This is a genomic window from Microbacterium sp. MYb45, from assembly GCF_002979655.1.
Lineage (GTDB): Bacteria > Actinomycetota > Actinomycetes > Actinomycetales > Microbacteriaceae > Microbacterium.
The window spans coordinates 250,728-263,634 of sequence record NZ_PCPG01000001.1 but is presented as its reverse complement, the minus strand read 5'-3'; the positions used below and the strand labels follow the sequence as shown (position 1 = coordinate 263,634).

12 protein-coding genes are annotated in these 12,907 nt (G+C 66.7%); 7 read left to right on the top strand and 5 right to left on the bottom strand.

Features of this window, described 5'->3' with window-relative positions; genetic code table 11:
• Nucleotides 1-136 precede the first annotated feature (136 nt).
• Nucleotides 137-1,267, bottom strand: a complete 1,131-nt coding sequence (gene manA, locus CQ034_RS01220; RefSeq protein WP_105709661.1) for a mannose-6-phosphate isomerase, class I — start codon at nt 1,265-1,267, stop codon at nt 137-139.
• A 68-nt stretch (nt 1,268-1,335) separates the two neighbouring features.
• On the opposite strand from manA, the gene CQ034_RS01215 reads away from it, so the two are divergent.
• Both CQ034_RS01215 and CQ034_RS01210 read left to right on the top strand, forming a co-directional pair.
• Entirely contained in the window at nt 1,336-2,751 is a 1,416-nt protein-coding gene (locus CQ034_RS01215; protein WP_105709660.1) for an O-antigen ligase, read from the top strand.
• Nucleotides 2,748-4,046: an O-antigen ligase gene (locus CQ034_RS01210; RefSeq protein WP_029261985.1), complete on the top strand. Its 1,299-nt coding sequence runs from the start codon at nt 2,748-2,750 to the stop codon at nt 4,044-4,046. Before CQ034_RS01215 ends, CQ034_RS01210 begins: the two co-directional genes overlap by 4 nt.
• 39 nt (nt 4,047-4,085) lie before the next feature.
• On the opposite strand, the gene galE is transcribed toward CQ034_RS01210, so the two are convergent.
• The gene (gene galE, locus CQ034_RS01205; protein WP_105709659.1) at nt 4,086-5,075 is read right to left on the bottom strand and encodes a UDP-glucose 4-epimerase GalE; all 990 of its coding nucleotides are present in this window, start codon (nt 5,073-5,075) and stop codon (nt 4,086-4,088) included.
• A 148-nt stretch (nt 5,076-5,223) separates the two neighbouring features.
• Between galE and CQ034_RS01200 the strand changes: the two genes are divergently transcribed.
• Genes CQ034_RS01200 through CQ034_RS01190 form a run of 3 tightly spaced genes read left to right on the top strand, consistent with a single transcriptional unit; the run spans nt 5,224 to nt 8,701 of the window.
• Nucleotides 5,224-7,134 carry a glycosyltransferase gene (locus CQ034_RS01200; protein WP_105709658.1) on the top strand — a complete coding sequence of 637 codons (1,911 nt, stop codon included), beginning with the start codon at nt 5,224-5,226 and terminating at the stop codon, nt 7,132-7,134.
• Nucleotides 7,131-8,093 carry a glycosyltransferase gene (locus CQ034_RS01195; protein WP_029261988.1) on the top strand — a complete coding sequence of 321 codons (963 nt, stop codon included), beginning with the start codon at nt 7,131-7,133 and terminating at the stop codon, nt 8,091-8,093. Before CQ034_RS01200 ends, CQ034_RS01195 begins: the two co-directional genes overlap by 4 nt.
• A 2-nt stretch (nt 8,094-8,095) precedes the next feature.
• The gene (locus CQ034_RS01190; protein WP_258133921.1) at nt 8,096-8,701 is read left to right on the top strand and encodes a hypothetical protein; all 606 of its coding nucleotides are present in this window, start codon (nt 8,096-8,098) and stop codon (nt 8,699-8,701) included.
• A gap of 35 nt (nt 8,702-8,736) precedes the next feature.
• Here CQ034_RS01190 and CQ034_RS01185 read toward each other — a convergent pair whose 3' ends face one another.
• Genes CQ034_RS01185 through glf form a run of 3 tightly spaced genes read right to left on the bottom strand, consistent with a single transcriptional unit; the run spans nt 8,737 to nt 11,409 of the window.
• Nucleotides 8,737-9,471 (bottom strand): ABC transporter ATP-binding protein, encoded by a 735-nt coding sequence (locus CQ034_RS01185; protein WP_029261990.1) that lies wholly within the window; start codon nt 9,469-9,471, stop codon nt 8,737-8,739.
• Nucleotides 9,471-10,262, bottom strand: a complete 792-nt coding sequence (locus CQ034_RS01180) for an ABC transporter permease (protein WP_029261991.1) — start codon at nt 10,260-10,262, stop codon at nt 9,471-9,473. The genes CQ034_RS01185 and CQ034_RS01180 overlap by 1 nt, the downstream gene beginning before the upstream one ends.
• Nucleotides 10,263-10,272: 10 nt before the next feature.
• Complete coding sequence (glf, locus tag CQ034_RS01175) at nt 10,273-11,409, bottom strand: UDP-galactopyranose mutase (protein ID WP_029261992.1); 1,137 nt, start codon at nt 11,407-11,409, stop codon at nt 10,273-10,275.
• 61 nt (nt 11,410-11,470) lie between these two features.
• Here glf and CQ034_RS01170 point away from each other — a divergent pair, with 61 nt between their 5' ends.
• Together CQ034_RS01170 and CQ034_RS01165 are read left to right on the top strand one after the other, a co-directional pair.
• On the top strand, nt 11,471-11,899 hold the full coding sequence (locus CQ034_RS01170) for a GtrA family protein (RefSeq protein ID WP_105709656.1): 429 nt from the start codon (nt 11,471-11,473) through the stop codon (nt 11,897-11,899).
• Nucleotides 11,892-12,863 (top strand): glycosyltransferase family 2 protein, encoded by a 972-nt coding sequence (locus CQ034_RS01165; RefSeq protein ID WP_105709655.1) that lies wholly within the window; start codon nt 11,892-11,894, stop codon nt 12,861-12,863. The genes CQ034_RS01170 and CQ034_RS01165 overlap by 8 nt, the downstream gene beginning before the upstream one ends.
• Nucleotides 12,864-12,907 lie beyond the last annotated feature (44 nt).

Genomic DNA, 12,907 nt, shown 5'->3' with positions numbered 1-12,907 from the left:
CCCGGCGGGCCGTGCGCATGACTAATTACACCCGTGTCATTCGCTCCGGTCAAGTCGCGGATCGTAAACCCTCAATACGGTCTTGAAGGTTCATGACGATCCATCGGCGTGTCGCGGCGCGGCGAGCGCGCGGCGTTCAGCGCCCCGGTCCGGCCACGAACGCCTCGCCCTCGCCGGACACGGTGAGCGTGCTCTCGTCGCCGCCCGCGAAAGCCACGCTTCCCACGGGGACCTGCACTTCCTCGCCGGACGAAGAGGTGACCGTGATGGCCCCTGCGGTCGCGAGCACCATCGTCGGTCCCGAGACCTCGACCGTGATCGGAGCACCCTCCACCGTGACCCTGCTGAGCGCGAAGTCGGGCACGGGAACCGGATAGACCGTGACCGCGTCGCCCTCCGCAGGCCGCAGCACCGGGACCTCACCGGGCGTCGGGTCGAGGATCGCCAGCAGCTCGGGGACGTCGATGCGCTTGGGAGTCAGGCCGCCGCGAAGCACGTTGTCGCTCGCCGCCATGATCTCGACGCCGAGACCCGAGAGGTAGGCATGCAGAAGGCCGGCGCGCAGGAACACGCCCTCTCCTCGTCGCAGCACGACATGGTTCATCAGCAGCGCCACGACCACCCCAGGATCGCCCGGGTAGTTCGCCGCCACGCCCGCGATGGCACTCAGCGTCGTGCCCCACTCCCCCGTGTCGGTTCGCTCCGCTGCCCGCACCACCGCGGCGATGATCTCGTCGACCTCTCGCTGCACGTCGCCTCCGAGCAACCACCCGATGGCATCCCGCAGCTCATCGGCTCCGCCCCCGAGACGGGCGCGGAGCTGTGCGACGCCGTCGCTGTCGTCCAGCAGGTCCAGCAGAGCGAGCGTGTCCTTCACCGGGCGCAGGCCGCTCAGCGATTCGAACCGCTCGCTGAGAGCCACGATGAGTTCGGGTTTGTGGTTGTCGTCGCGATAGTTGCGCTGCGGGTCGTCTGCGGCGAGCCCGCTCTCCCTCGCCCAGCCGTCGCGCGCCTGCGCGATCGTCGGATGCACCTGGATCGAGAGCGGCCCGCCCGCGGCGAGCAGCTTCAACAGGTACGGGAGCGTGCCGCCGGTGATCTGATCGAGGGTACCGCCACCCGCGACGTCCGCGGGGTCGCCGGGATGATCCCCGAACCACACCTCCGCCTCGGGGGCACCGGTCGGCGTGCGCCCTTCGAGTGCGGCGAGGAGGGAGTCGGATCCCCAGGCGTAGTCGCGGGGTGCGTTCGTGAGGCTCAGCAGCATGCCACCAGCGTAGAGCCGCGCTGCGGCGTTCAGGCACGCGCCGAGCGCGGCGCGGTAGCCTGAACGCGATGGCCCAGTACACCAAGCACCCGGTGACAGCCCCGCCCTCGGCGCCGGAGCGCGAGTCGACGGGGCACCTTCTGCTGCGCGGTTATGTGATCCTCGTGCTCATCGTGACCTTCGCGCACACCGCGGTGTACAACCTCATCGGCATGGAGGGCGCCGCCGTCACCCTCGTCGTCTTCACTCTCGCGACGCTCGGCATCGGTATCCCGATGCTCGCCCGGAACCGCCCGCAGCCGTTCCGCTGGCGTCGCCTGCCGTGGACGGCGATGGGATACGCGACACTCGCCCTGGTCTCGGTCGCGTGGTCCCAATGGCGAGGACCGACGCTGATCACCTGGGTGCTGCTGGCGGCCGTCACCGTGAACGGGCTGTTCATCGCCCACGTGCTCACCTGGCACGAGATCATCCGGGCCCTCTCGTCCGCCTTCAAGTGGATCCTCGGGCTCTCGCTGGCGATCGAGCTGTGGGTCTCACTCGTCCTGCACGGGCCGCTGCTGCCGAACTTCGCGACCGTGCCGGAGGGGGAGATCGACCCGCAGTGGTACTGGGTCAGGGACAACCTCTTCGACGGCGGACGGATCCAGGGCATCGTCGGCAACGCGAACCTGTTGGCGATCATCTCGCTGTTCGCGATCATCACCTTCGGCGTGCTGTTCGCCGCTCGCGCCCGCTGGCGCACGACGCTCGCCCTGTGGATGCTGCTCGCGGCGTACTTCCTCTTGCGTACGTCGTCGGTCACCGCCCTCGCGTGCGCGGCCGCCGCCGCGCTGGTCCTCCTCGTGGCGCTGCTGATGCGCCGCGCCCGCACCCCGGGCGCCCGCACGCGCATCTATGTGACGGCCATCGGCGGAACAGCACTGGCCGCCGCCGCCGTCTGGCTGCTGCGCGAACCGCTGCTCGGACTGGTCGGGCGCAGCTCCGACCTCACCGGCCGCTCCGACCTGATCTGGTCGAAGGTGCTCGAGCGGGTGCGGGAGCACCCCCTGTTCGGCAACGGGTTCTCCAGTCCGTGGATCCCGACGGACCCCGCCTTCGACCACTGGATCGTGGATCACGGCATCACGGTGTTCCACGCCCACAACATGTGGCTCGACGTGCTGTTCCAGCTCGGCGTGCTGGGCGTGATCCTGATGGGAATCGCGTACCTGAGCCTGCTGTGGCGCTCCTGGTTCTTCGCGGTCGACCGGCCCCGCTGGGATCTCCACGCCCGACGTCCCTTCTCTCCGCTGACCCTGCTTCCGAGCCTGTTCACCGTGGTGCTGCTGGTCCAGGGCTTCTCGGAGTCGACGCCGATCATGCTCTGGGGGTGGATGCTCCTGGTGCTCCTGTCCTTCAAGCTGAAGTCGGTGCCGCTGGTGGGCGTCGGGGAACGCGACCTGGTCTTCGAACGCGGCACGCGGCAACGGCGGGTTCCGTGACACCGGTCCGGCCGTTGGTCCGCCTGCTCGGCTCCGTGGAGCTCGCGCGAGCCTTCACGCTCACGGCGCTCACCGCCATCTTCGGCTCGTACGCGATCGGACGGATGACCTCGACGGTCACCCTGGCCACGATCATCGCGGTGCTGTGCGTGCTCGGCGCCGCGATCCTCTGGGTGCGCCGCGACGAGCTCTCCCCGCTGCGCATCGCTCCCTCGTCGCTTTTCGCTTTCCTGGGCTGGGCCCTGGTGAGCATGGTGTGGACGACGGACCGCTCGGACACGTTCTTCGGATGGATGTCGCTGTTCGGGTACGCATTCCTCGCGATCACCATCGGCCATATCCGCGACACACTGCAGACCGTGCGCGCCATCGGCGACACCCTGCGTGCACTGTTGGCCCTCTCCCTCGGGGTCGAGATCCTCTCCGGCATCCTGCTCGACGTGCCCTTCACCTTCCTCGCGATCCAGGGCGACCTCGCCGCCGGCGGCCCGGTGCAGGGCCTGTTCGGCAGCCGCAACATGCTCGGATTCGTCGCGGTGATCGCCCTGATCACCTTCGTGATCGAGTGGCGCACGCAGTCGGTGAACGCTCCTCTCGCTGTGGTCTCGGTCGGCCTCGCCGGGTCTCTGGCGTTCCTCTCGGCCTCTCCCACCGTGCTCGTGCTCGCGGTCGCGGTCGGCATCGTGACGCTCGCCCTCACGATCGTGCGGCACACGTCGCCGGCGCGGCGAAACCTCGTGCAGTGGATGCTCGGCGTCCTGGTGGCGCTCGCACTCACGATCGCGTTCGCGTTGCGCCATCAGATCATCGCCCTGCTCGATGCCGGATCGGACTTCTCGATGCGCGCGTCGCTCTGGAACACGATCCTCGACTTCGTCGCCCTCAAGCCGATCCAGGGCTGGGGGTGGTTCGGCGACTGGGCGCGCGGCGAGTACCCGTTCACCTACATCAACTTCCAACTCGACGACCATCACCAGAGCGCGCTGAACGCGTTCTTCGACGTGCTGCTCCAGCTCGGGGCCGCAGGGCTGGTGCTCTTCCTGCTCCTCGGCGGGGTCGCACTGATCCGATCCTGGCTGGTCGCGAGCGTCCGGCGGTCCGTGGTCTACGCGTGGACGCCGATCATCCTCGTCACTCTCGCCGTCGACTCGATGTTCGAGAGCTTCACGCTGGTCGGAGCAGGGTGGTTCATGCTCGTGCTGTGTGCGCTGCGCGCGGGGCAGTCGCGCTCCTGGCGCGAGAACATCGACGCCGCCCACACGGGCGCGATCTCGACGCTGCGTTCGCTGGAATAGCCGACGAATCCTCTCACGGGACGAATCACCTCTTGCACCTCAGAGCGTGGCGCGCAGCTTCTCCGCCCAGGCGATCGCGTCGCGAACCCCGTCGTCGACCGACCGCTGGGCATGCCACTGCAGGACCGCGGCAGCGCGGTCGACGATCGCGAACGCACCGGCCTGATCTCCGGGCCGGCGGTCGGTCTCCGTCACCGGAAGCGGTTCGCCCGTCACTCGCTCGAAAGCCGCGACGAGTTCGCGCACCGTCACGCCGTCTCCCGTGCCGAGGTTGATCACCTGGTAGGGGTCGTCCGGCGTGGCGACCTCGTCGAACTTCTGCACGGCCGCGACATGCGCGAGAGCGAGGTCCCAGACGTGGATGTAGTCGCGAAGACCGGAGCCGTCGCGGGTCTCCCAGTCCGTTCCGGTGATGGTGAAGGGCTCTCCGGCCACGCGCGCCTGCATGATCTTTCCCAGCGCATGCGACGGCGTCGGGTTCTGCAGGCCCGTCCGCAGCCGCGGGTCGGCACCGATCGGGTTGAAGTAGCGCAGCGCGATCGCGCGGAAGTCGCCCGCCGTCGCGGCGTCTTCGAGGATCTGCTCGACCATCGCCTTGGTCCTGGCGTACGGGCTCGACGGCGCGAGCGTGCCGCCCTCGTCCACGCCGTCGCCCGTCTCACCGGCGTAGACGGATGCCGAGGAGCTGAACACGATGCGCGGGATACCCGCGTCGCGCAGACGCCGCAGCAGCACGATCGTCTTGCCCACGTTGGCGTCGTAGTACCCGAGCGGGTCGGCGACCGACTCCGGCACCACGATGCGGGCCGCGCAGTGGATCACGGCGTCGATGTCGGGATGATCCGCCAACAGCGCCTCCACCACCGGGCCATCGGCGATGTCGCCGACGTAGAGGTTCCGGCCTTCGCCGAAGGATCGAAGCCCCGTGGAGAGGTCGTCGAGGATGACGACCTCGATTCCGGCCTCGATGCACGCCGTCGCAACGGTTGAGCCAATGTAGCCGGCGCCGCCGGAGATCAGTACCTTCATCGCGGTCAGTCTACCCAGGGCATCCGAGGGGGCACGGGGCGACTCTCCGCAGATGCGAAGGTCATCGACGGTAGGCTACTCACTGCTCGTCGAGTCCCGCACTGTCCTCTGACAGTGGCCTGCGGCACCAACATCGGAGAACCTGCCAGTGGCCCACGTCCTTCAGAACGTCGTCTTCCCACTTGATCGCGACCCCGACCTTCTTCCGCTCTACGCCGACCCGGAGACCTGGTCCGTGATCGAGGACGAACCCGTCCGCGTCTCGAACCGCGCTCACCTCGGGAACATCCTCGGTCGGCATCGCGCCCGTATCGTGGCCGGGCGGCGTGTGTCGATGGGAACGTATTTCAACGCCTTCCCCGCGTCCTACTGGCAGCACTGGACGAGCGTCCGACAGGTACAGCTGACGGTGCGCACCACCGGGCCGGCGACGATCCTGGTGTACCGCTCCAACGGTTCCGGAGTCCGCCAGCGCGTGGCCACCCGCGAGGTGACGGGCGAGGCATCGACGTCGTTCGACCTCGAGCTCACACAGTACAGCGACGGCGGCTGGATCTGGTTCGACATCGTGGCCGATGAGAAGCCCGCCGTGCTCGAGGGCGCGGAGTGGACGACCGACCAGGAGCCGAAGCGCACCGGCAAGGCCTCGCTCGGCATCACGACGTACAACAAGCCCGACTACTGCGTCGAGACCCTGCGGGCACTCGCCGCGTCGCCGGACGCTCTGGAGTTCGTGGATCGCATCTTCCTGATCGATCAGGGGACCCAGCTCGTCGCGGATCAGGAGGGCTACGACGACGTCGCGGCGAGCCTCGGCGAGACGCTCCAGGTCATCCGTCAGGGCAACCTCGGCGGATCCGGAGGGTTCGCCCGGGCCATGCACGAGACGCTCCAGCGTCCGGAGAGCGACTTCGTGCAGCTTCTCGACGACGATGTGCGGCTCGAACCGGAGTCGCTGCGCCGCTCCATCGTCTTCGGTCAGTACGCGACGACCCCGGTCCTGGTCGGCGGCCACATGTTCGACCTGCTCGACCGCCCGAAGCTGCACGGCTGGGCTGAGGTCGTCGACGAATATCCGTTCATGTGGCGCAATCTGTACCAGGAGAAGATGCCGCACGACTTCGGCGTCTCGAACCTGCGGCAGTCCACGCTCCTGCACATGCGCATGGACGCCGACTACAACGGCTGGTGGATGTGTCTCATCCCGCTCGACGCGATCCGCAAGGTCGGCCTCTCCCTCCCCGCGTTCATCAAGTGGGACGATGCCGAGTTCTGCCTCCGTGCCGGCGAGGCGGGCTTCCCGACCGTGTCGATGCCGGGAGTGGCGCTCTGGCACATCTCGTGGGTGAATAAGGACGACTCGATCGACTGGCAGGCATATTTCCATGCCCGCAATCGCATCGTGGCAGGTCTCCTGCACTCCAACGCACCGAGGGGCGGCCGGCTGCTCGTCCACAGCCGCCGCGTGGATCTGAAGCACCTCATGATGATGCAGTACTACCCCGTGGCACTGCGCGCGCAGGCGTTGCGCGACATCCTCTCCGGACCCGAACACATGCGTCGCAACCTGGCGACCGCCATGCCCGCCGCCCGTGCCCTCGCCGCCGACTATCCGGAGACGGTCGTGCACCGCGACCCGTCCGCCGTGCTGCACGCGCGTCGCGGCCGCCAGGTGTACAAGCAGCTCCCGAAGAACGACCTGGACAGCCCGAAGGGGATGCGGTTGCGGTTGTTCACCCTCTCCACGCTGACCTCGCACTTCCTCCACCGCCCGAACCCGGCGAACATCGCACAGCCCGAGGTCGAGTTCGGCAAGGAAGACGCGCACTGGTGGCGCGTCCCGGCGTTCGACAGCGCACTGGTGAGTGCCGCCGACGGCTCCGGAAAGAACATCTACACGCGTGATCGCGCGAAGTACCGGCGGATGCTGCGTGACACGGTGCGGCTGCATGCCGAACTCCGCCGCCGCTGGCCGGATCTGCAGAAGCAGTACCGCGAGGCGCTGCCCGATCTCGTCTCACCCCAGTCCTGGCAGCAGATCTTCGAGGAGAAGGCATGACCGCGGCGCCCGCTGCATTCGACCCCACGGCCGCGACGATCGTCATCGTCACCTTCAACCGCTCTCACCTGCTCTCGGGTCTGCTCACGAGCATCACCGCGATGGACCCCAAGCCCGGCCACGTCGTGATCATCGACAACGCCTCGGCAGACGACACCACCGACGTCGTCGAATCGTTCCGCGAGGACATCGGCACCGAGATCGTGTACCGGCGACTCGAGAAGAACACCGGCGGCTCCGGCGGCTTCAGCGAAGGCATGCGCACCGCGTACGAGCTCGGCTCCGAGTGGATCTGGATGATGGACGACGACGTCGAGGTGCTCACCGAGGGGCTCGCGAAGATGGGCGCCTGGAGCAGCCGGTTCAAGAGCATCCAAGGGCGCCGCTTCGACTACGACGGCAGCGAGTTCTACTGGCAGTACCGCATCGCCGAGCGCATGGGCATCCCCATTCCGTTCGCTCCGTCCGGCTTCGACGAGACGGGCTACAAGGAGATGAACAGCGGATGCTTCGAGGGCATGTTCATCCATCGCTCGATCGTGCAGCAGATCGGCCTCCCCGACCCGCGGTTCTTCATCTACTGGGACGACCAGATGTACGGGTGGCTGGCCTCGCGGCTGACGACCGCGGTGATCGTCGACGAGTTCGTGCTGCGCCGCACCCGTGAGATCAAGCAGTGGGACATGGGCATCCGCCACATGAACGCGTCCAGCAATGCGTACCGCTACTACATCATGCGCAACCGCGGATTCATCAAGCAGTACTACCGCGTCCACGGCGTCTACAACCCGGTGCTCTTCGGCCTCGGCACCGCGGCGACGTTCTTCAAGGAACTCATCCGGCTCGTGTTCGTCGAGAGGACCGTGCGCGGCACGAGCAACCTCTTCCGCGGCATCCGCGACGGCGGCAAGGCCGGCCGGGACCGCAGCTGGCAGCCGATGCCTCCTCTGGAGGGGTGACGATGGACGATTCGCAGCCGGAACTGCGCTGGGCACCTCTGCCTCCGCAGCCGAAGCGGACCGGACGGATATGGCTCATCGTCGGCCTCTCGGTCGCCGCTCTCGCGATCGTGGGCCTGCTGCTGTTCTTCCTCCTGCCGCGGGGCGACGCCCCCACCCCGTCGGAGTCCGCATCGCCGACGCCGACGGCATCTGTGACCCCCACATCGACACCCACACCGACGCCCACGCCGACGACCACCGCCGCTCCCGAGCCGGAGCCGACACCGGCCCTCACGCCTCCCCCGGCGACCGACCCCACCGTCGAGGTGTTCCGCGGACAGGTGAGCGGATGGCTGAACTCCGCACCCCGCGGGCTCGACATCATCGCGGGCGCCAGCGGGCAGGACGCCCTCCCCGTCGTCGACACGCTGCAGCAGGACGCGCAGCGAATGTCGGATGCGCAGGCGCCTTCATCCATCGCCTCGAAGTGGTACGACGGTGTGACGGACTACGCCCAGCGTCTCACGCAGCTCCAGGCGGCGATCACGAACGATTCCGGTGTCCCCGCTGCCGTGGATGCGGCACGGAAGTCCGTCACCGCCCTCCGGAGCCTGGTGGGTCTCTGAGCGGACCGTCGATCAGCTCGTCGAAGCGCTGATCGCTACACCGCGTAGTCGGCGTTGTAGCGGTCCAGCACCTCGGCGATCGGCGCATCCAGCGCCAGCGCGCCCTTGTCGAGGTAGAGTCCGCGGGTGCAGAACCGTCGGAGATCGCGCTCGTTGTGGCTGACGAAGAACAGCGTCCGCCCCTCGGCCAGCAGCTCGTCGATGCGCTTGTAGCACTTGTCGCGGAAGGCCTTGTCGCCGACGGCGAGCACCTCGTCCACCAGCAGGATCGGTTCGTCGAGCTGGGACACGACGGAGAACGCGAGCCGGACCTTCATGCCGTTCGAGAGGTGCTTGTAGGGCGTCTCCTCGAAGCCGGCGAGCTCCGCGAACGCGATGATGTCGTCGTAGCGACGGGATACCTCGTCGCGGGACATCCCGTGCAGGCCGGCCGTCAGCCGCACGTTCTCACGCACGGTGAGGTCGCCTACGAATCCGCCGGTGATCTCGATCAGGGGGGCGACGCCGCCGTTCACGGAGACGGTCCCCTCGTCGGGGAGCAGAACCTTGGCGACCAGGCGGAGCAGCGTGGATTTGCCCTGCCCGTTGCGTCCCACCACGCCGATCGATTCCCCCGGTTGCACAGTGAAGGACACATCACGGAGCGCCCAGAACTCACCGGGACGCGAACGTCGCGAGGAACCGGAGAAGAGGTCCTTGAAACTGCGTCGGCCCCTCCGGTTCCGGCGGAACCGGACTCCGAGACCCTGCACTTCGATCGCCGCCGACATCACAGCTCCTTCAGCACAGGTCGTTCGAGGCTCCGGAAGGTCCACACACCGAGAGCGAGGATGACGATGCACATCACGGCACTGATGACCACCGGCGCGGTCTGCCACAGGTCGGGGAAGAAACCGACCCGGTAGAGCGTGAAGATGCCCGCGAGCGGGTTGAACGCCCCGATGGTGTCGAAAGGCGCCGGGAGATCACGGAAGCTGTAGATGACGGGCGACGCGTAGAACAGGGCGCGGAGAATCAGCGCGGTGGTGCGCTCGAGATCCGAGTACAGCACGCAGAGCGGGGCGACCAGGAGCCCGAGACCGACCAGCAGCATGATCTGCAGGAGTACCGCGACCGGGAACCAGAGCAGCATCCAGTTCACATGAGCGCCGCTGAACACGGCGAAGAGGACGAGCACCGGAATCGAGAGCAGGAACTCGATCCCCTTGCTGAGCACGATGCGGTTCACCCAGATCGAGCGCGGGATCGCCGTGGACCGCACGAGCCGCGCGTCCTTCTTGAACGCCCGGGTGAAGTCGGACACCGAGGTGTTGAACCACACCCAGGGCAGCAACGCGACGATGAGGAAGACGATGTACGGATCTTCGCCGACGCTCCTGTTGAAGACCTGCGTGAAGACGAACCAGTAGATCGCGCTCATGACGAGCGGATCGAGGATCGACCACAGGTAGCCGAGGGAGCTCGTCGCGTACCGGACCTTCAGGTCGCGGGCGGACAGCAGCCACAACGAATGCAGATAGCGCCGGGGCGTCCCGGGCGCCCCGACAGCAGCGTGACTCACGATGTCGAGTCTAGGAGAGAGTGTTGTTCCAGAGCGACAGCGCCGAGCCGATGGCCATGTGCATGTCGAGGTACTGGTACGTACCGAGCCGGCCGCCGAAATGGACCGCCTTCTCCCCCTTGGCGAGTTCGCGGTAGGCCAGCAGCCCTTCCCGGTCGGCCGGGGTGTTCACCGGGTAGTACGGCTCGTCCTCGCGCTCGGCGAAACGCGAGAACTCGCGCATGATCACCGTCTTGTCCTGCGCGTAGACGTCCTTGCGCTCCGGGTGGAAGTGCTTGAACTCGTGGATGCGGGTGTACGGCACATCCATGTCCGGGTAGTTCATGACGCTCGTACCCTGGAAGTCGCCCACGTTCAGCACTTCCTGCTCGAAGTCGAGCGTCCGCCAGCTCAGCGCCCCCTCGGTGTAGTCGAAGTAGCGGTCGACCGGTCCAGTGTAGACGACCGGGAGCTGACCGACGGTCGCCTTCTTGCTGAGCGGCTGCGCGTCGTCGAAGTAGTCGACGCCGAGCTTGACCTCGATGTTGGGGTGGTCCGCCATGCGCTCCAGCCACGCGGTGTAGCCGTCGGTGGGAAGGCCCTCCCAGGTGTCGTTGAAGTAGCGGTTGTCGTACGTGTAGCGCACGGGAAGGCGGCTGATGATGTCGCCCGAGAGCTTCTGCGGATCGGTCTGCCACTGCTTCGCGGTGTAGTCGCGGAAGAAGGCCTCGAAAAGGGGGCGCCCGACGAGGGCGATGCCCTTCTCCTCGAAGTTCGCGGCCGTCTTGGCATCGAACTCGCCCGCCTGCTCCTTGACCAGTGCACGCGCCTGGTCGGGCGTGTACGCCGACTGGAAGAACTGATTGATCGTGCCGAGGTTCACCGGCATCGGGAAGACCGTGCCCTTGTGCGTCGTGTAGACGCGGTGGACGTAGTTCGTGAAGCTGGTGAAGCGGTTGACGTACTCCCACACCGTCGCGTTCGAGGTGTGGAAGAGGTGCGCACCGTAGCGGTGGACCTCGATGCCGGTCTCGGGCTCCGCCTCGCTGTAGGCGTTGCCGCCGATGTGAGGGCGGCGGTCGATGACGGTTACCTTGCGGCCGGCTTCAGCGGCGCGCTCAGCGATGGTGAGGCCGAAGAAACCCGACCCGACGACGAGAAGATCCATGCACCAATCGTATCGGCGGCGACTGCTCGAACCTGCGCGTGTCGTCTGAGAGACTGGGTCCATGCCGAAAACTGCCCGCGACCTGGCGCGCCTCGCCTGGAGCAGCAGCGCTGTCAGGTATCTGATCGTCGGTGGATTCTGCTTCCTGGTCGATGTGGGCCTGCTGTGGCTGGCCCACGACGTTCTCGGGGTGCCGCTCGCAATCGCGACTCCCGTCGCCTTCCTCGCCTCCTTCGCAGTGACGTACACGCTGCAGCGCGTGGTGGCATTCGCGTCGGATTCCAAAGTCGTCCCGAGCGTGGCCCGCTACACGGCACTCGTCGTGTTCAACACGCTGGCCACGACCGGGATCGTCTGGCTCCTCGACCAGAGCGGTGCCGGTTGGTTCGCAGGAAAGGTCGTCGCCGTCGTGGCGACGACCCTCTGGAACTACTTCGCCTATCGTTACTGGGTGTTCGTCACCCCCTCGACCCGGAGTTCCGATGTATAAGAATGCGACCATCGCGGCGGTCGTGCCTGCGTACAAGGAAGAAAAGATGATCGCCACGGTCATCAGGACGATGCCCGACTTCGTCGACCACATCGTCATCGTCGACGATTGCAGCCCCGATGCGACCAGCCAGGTGGTGAGCGACGTCGGTGATCCGAGAGTCACACTCATCCGTCACGAGGAGAACCAAGGCGTGGGCGGTGCGATCATCACCGCGCATCGTGCGGCGATGAAGCTGGGTGCCGACGTGAACGTGGTTATGGCTGGCGATGCGCAGATGGATCCCGACTACCTTCCGGCACTTCTCGACAGGGTGACGGACGGCGGTTTCGGGTTCGCCAAGGCCAATCGCTTCTACTCCCCCGAGTCATTCCGCGGAATGCCGGGGCACCGCGTTTTCGGGAACATCGTGCTCTCGTTCTTCACAAAGCTGGCATCGGGGTACTGGAATCTCTTCGACCCGCAGAACGGATACACGGCCATCCGGACAGAGGTCCTCGAACGAGTGCCACTGGATCGCGTGGCGAAGCGATACAGCTTCGAGAACGATCTCCTCATCCACCTGAACATCCTGCAGGTGCCGGCGACGGACGTTCCGATCCCCGCGGTGTACGGCGATGAAGTCTCCAGCATCCGGCTGAGCAAGGTGATCCCGGAGCTCCTCAATCGTCTGACGGTCGGATACTGGTCGCGAATCTGGTACCGCTACGTCCTCTGGTCGTTCTCCCCCATCGCGCTGCTCCTCTTCATGGGGCTGCTGCTGTTCGTGATCGGTGTCGGTATCAGCATCTGGGTGATCTTCCAGATCGCCGGTTCCGTCGTCGCCACCGCCGCCACCGTCATGCTCGCCGCACTCCCGCTGATGATCGGTACACAGATGCTCATCAGCGCCCTGCAACTCGACATCCAGGCGACGCCCTCGACACCGACCTACTCCCCGTTCAGCACGCACCCACCGGACTGACACCGATCTGCGCGTCTCCGATGCCGCCGCACGACAACGAACGA

What these genes read in the sequence shown, in the direction of transcription:
- galE (WP_105709659.1), bottom strand. Translation starts at nt 5,075, where the DNA reads ATGAAGGTACTGATCTCCGGCGGCGCCGGCTACATTGGCTCAACCGTT.
- CQ034_RS01215 (WP_105709660.1), top strand. Translation starts at nt 1,336, where the DNA reads ATGGCCCAGTACACCAAGCACCCGGTGACAGCCCCGCCCTCGGCGCCG.
- CQ034_RS01170 (WP_105709656.1), top strand. Translation starts at nt 11,471, where the DNA reads ATGCCGAAAACTGCCCGCGACCTGGCGCGCCTCGCCTGGAGCAGCAGC.
- CQ034_RS01185 (WP_029261990.1), bottom strand. Translation starts at nt 9,471, where the DNA reads ATGTCGGCGGCGATCGAAGTGCAGGGTCTCGGAGTCCGGTTCCGCCGG.
- CQ034_RS01165 (WP_105709655.1), top strand. Translation starts at nt 11,892, where the DNA reads ATGTATAAGAATGCGACCATCGCGGCGGTCGTGCCTGCGTACAAGGAA.
- CQ034_RS01195 (WP_029261988.1), top strand. Translation starts at nt 7,131, where the DNA reads ATGACCGCGGCGCCCGCTGCATTCGACCCCACGGCCGCGACGATCGTC.
- manA (WP_105709661.1), bottom strand. Translation starts at nt 1,267, where the DNA reads ATGCTGCTGAGCCTCACGAACGCACCCCGCGACTACGCCTGGGGATCC.
- CQ034_RS01190 (WP_258133921.1), top strand. Translation starts at nt 8,096, where the DNA reads ATGGACGATTCGCAGCCGGAACTGCGCTGGGCACCTCTGCCTCCGCAG.
- glf (WP_029261992.1), bottom strand. Translation starts at nt 11,409, where the DNA reads ATGGATCTTCTCGTCGTCGGGTCGGGTTTCTTCGGCCTCACCATCGCT.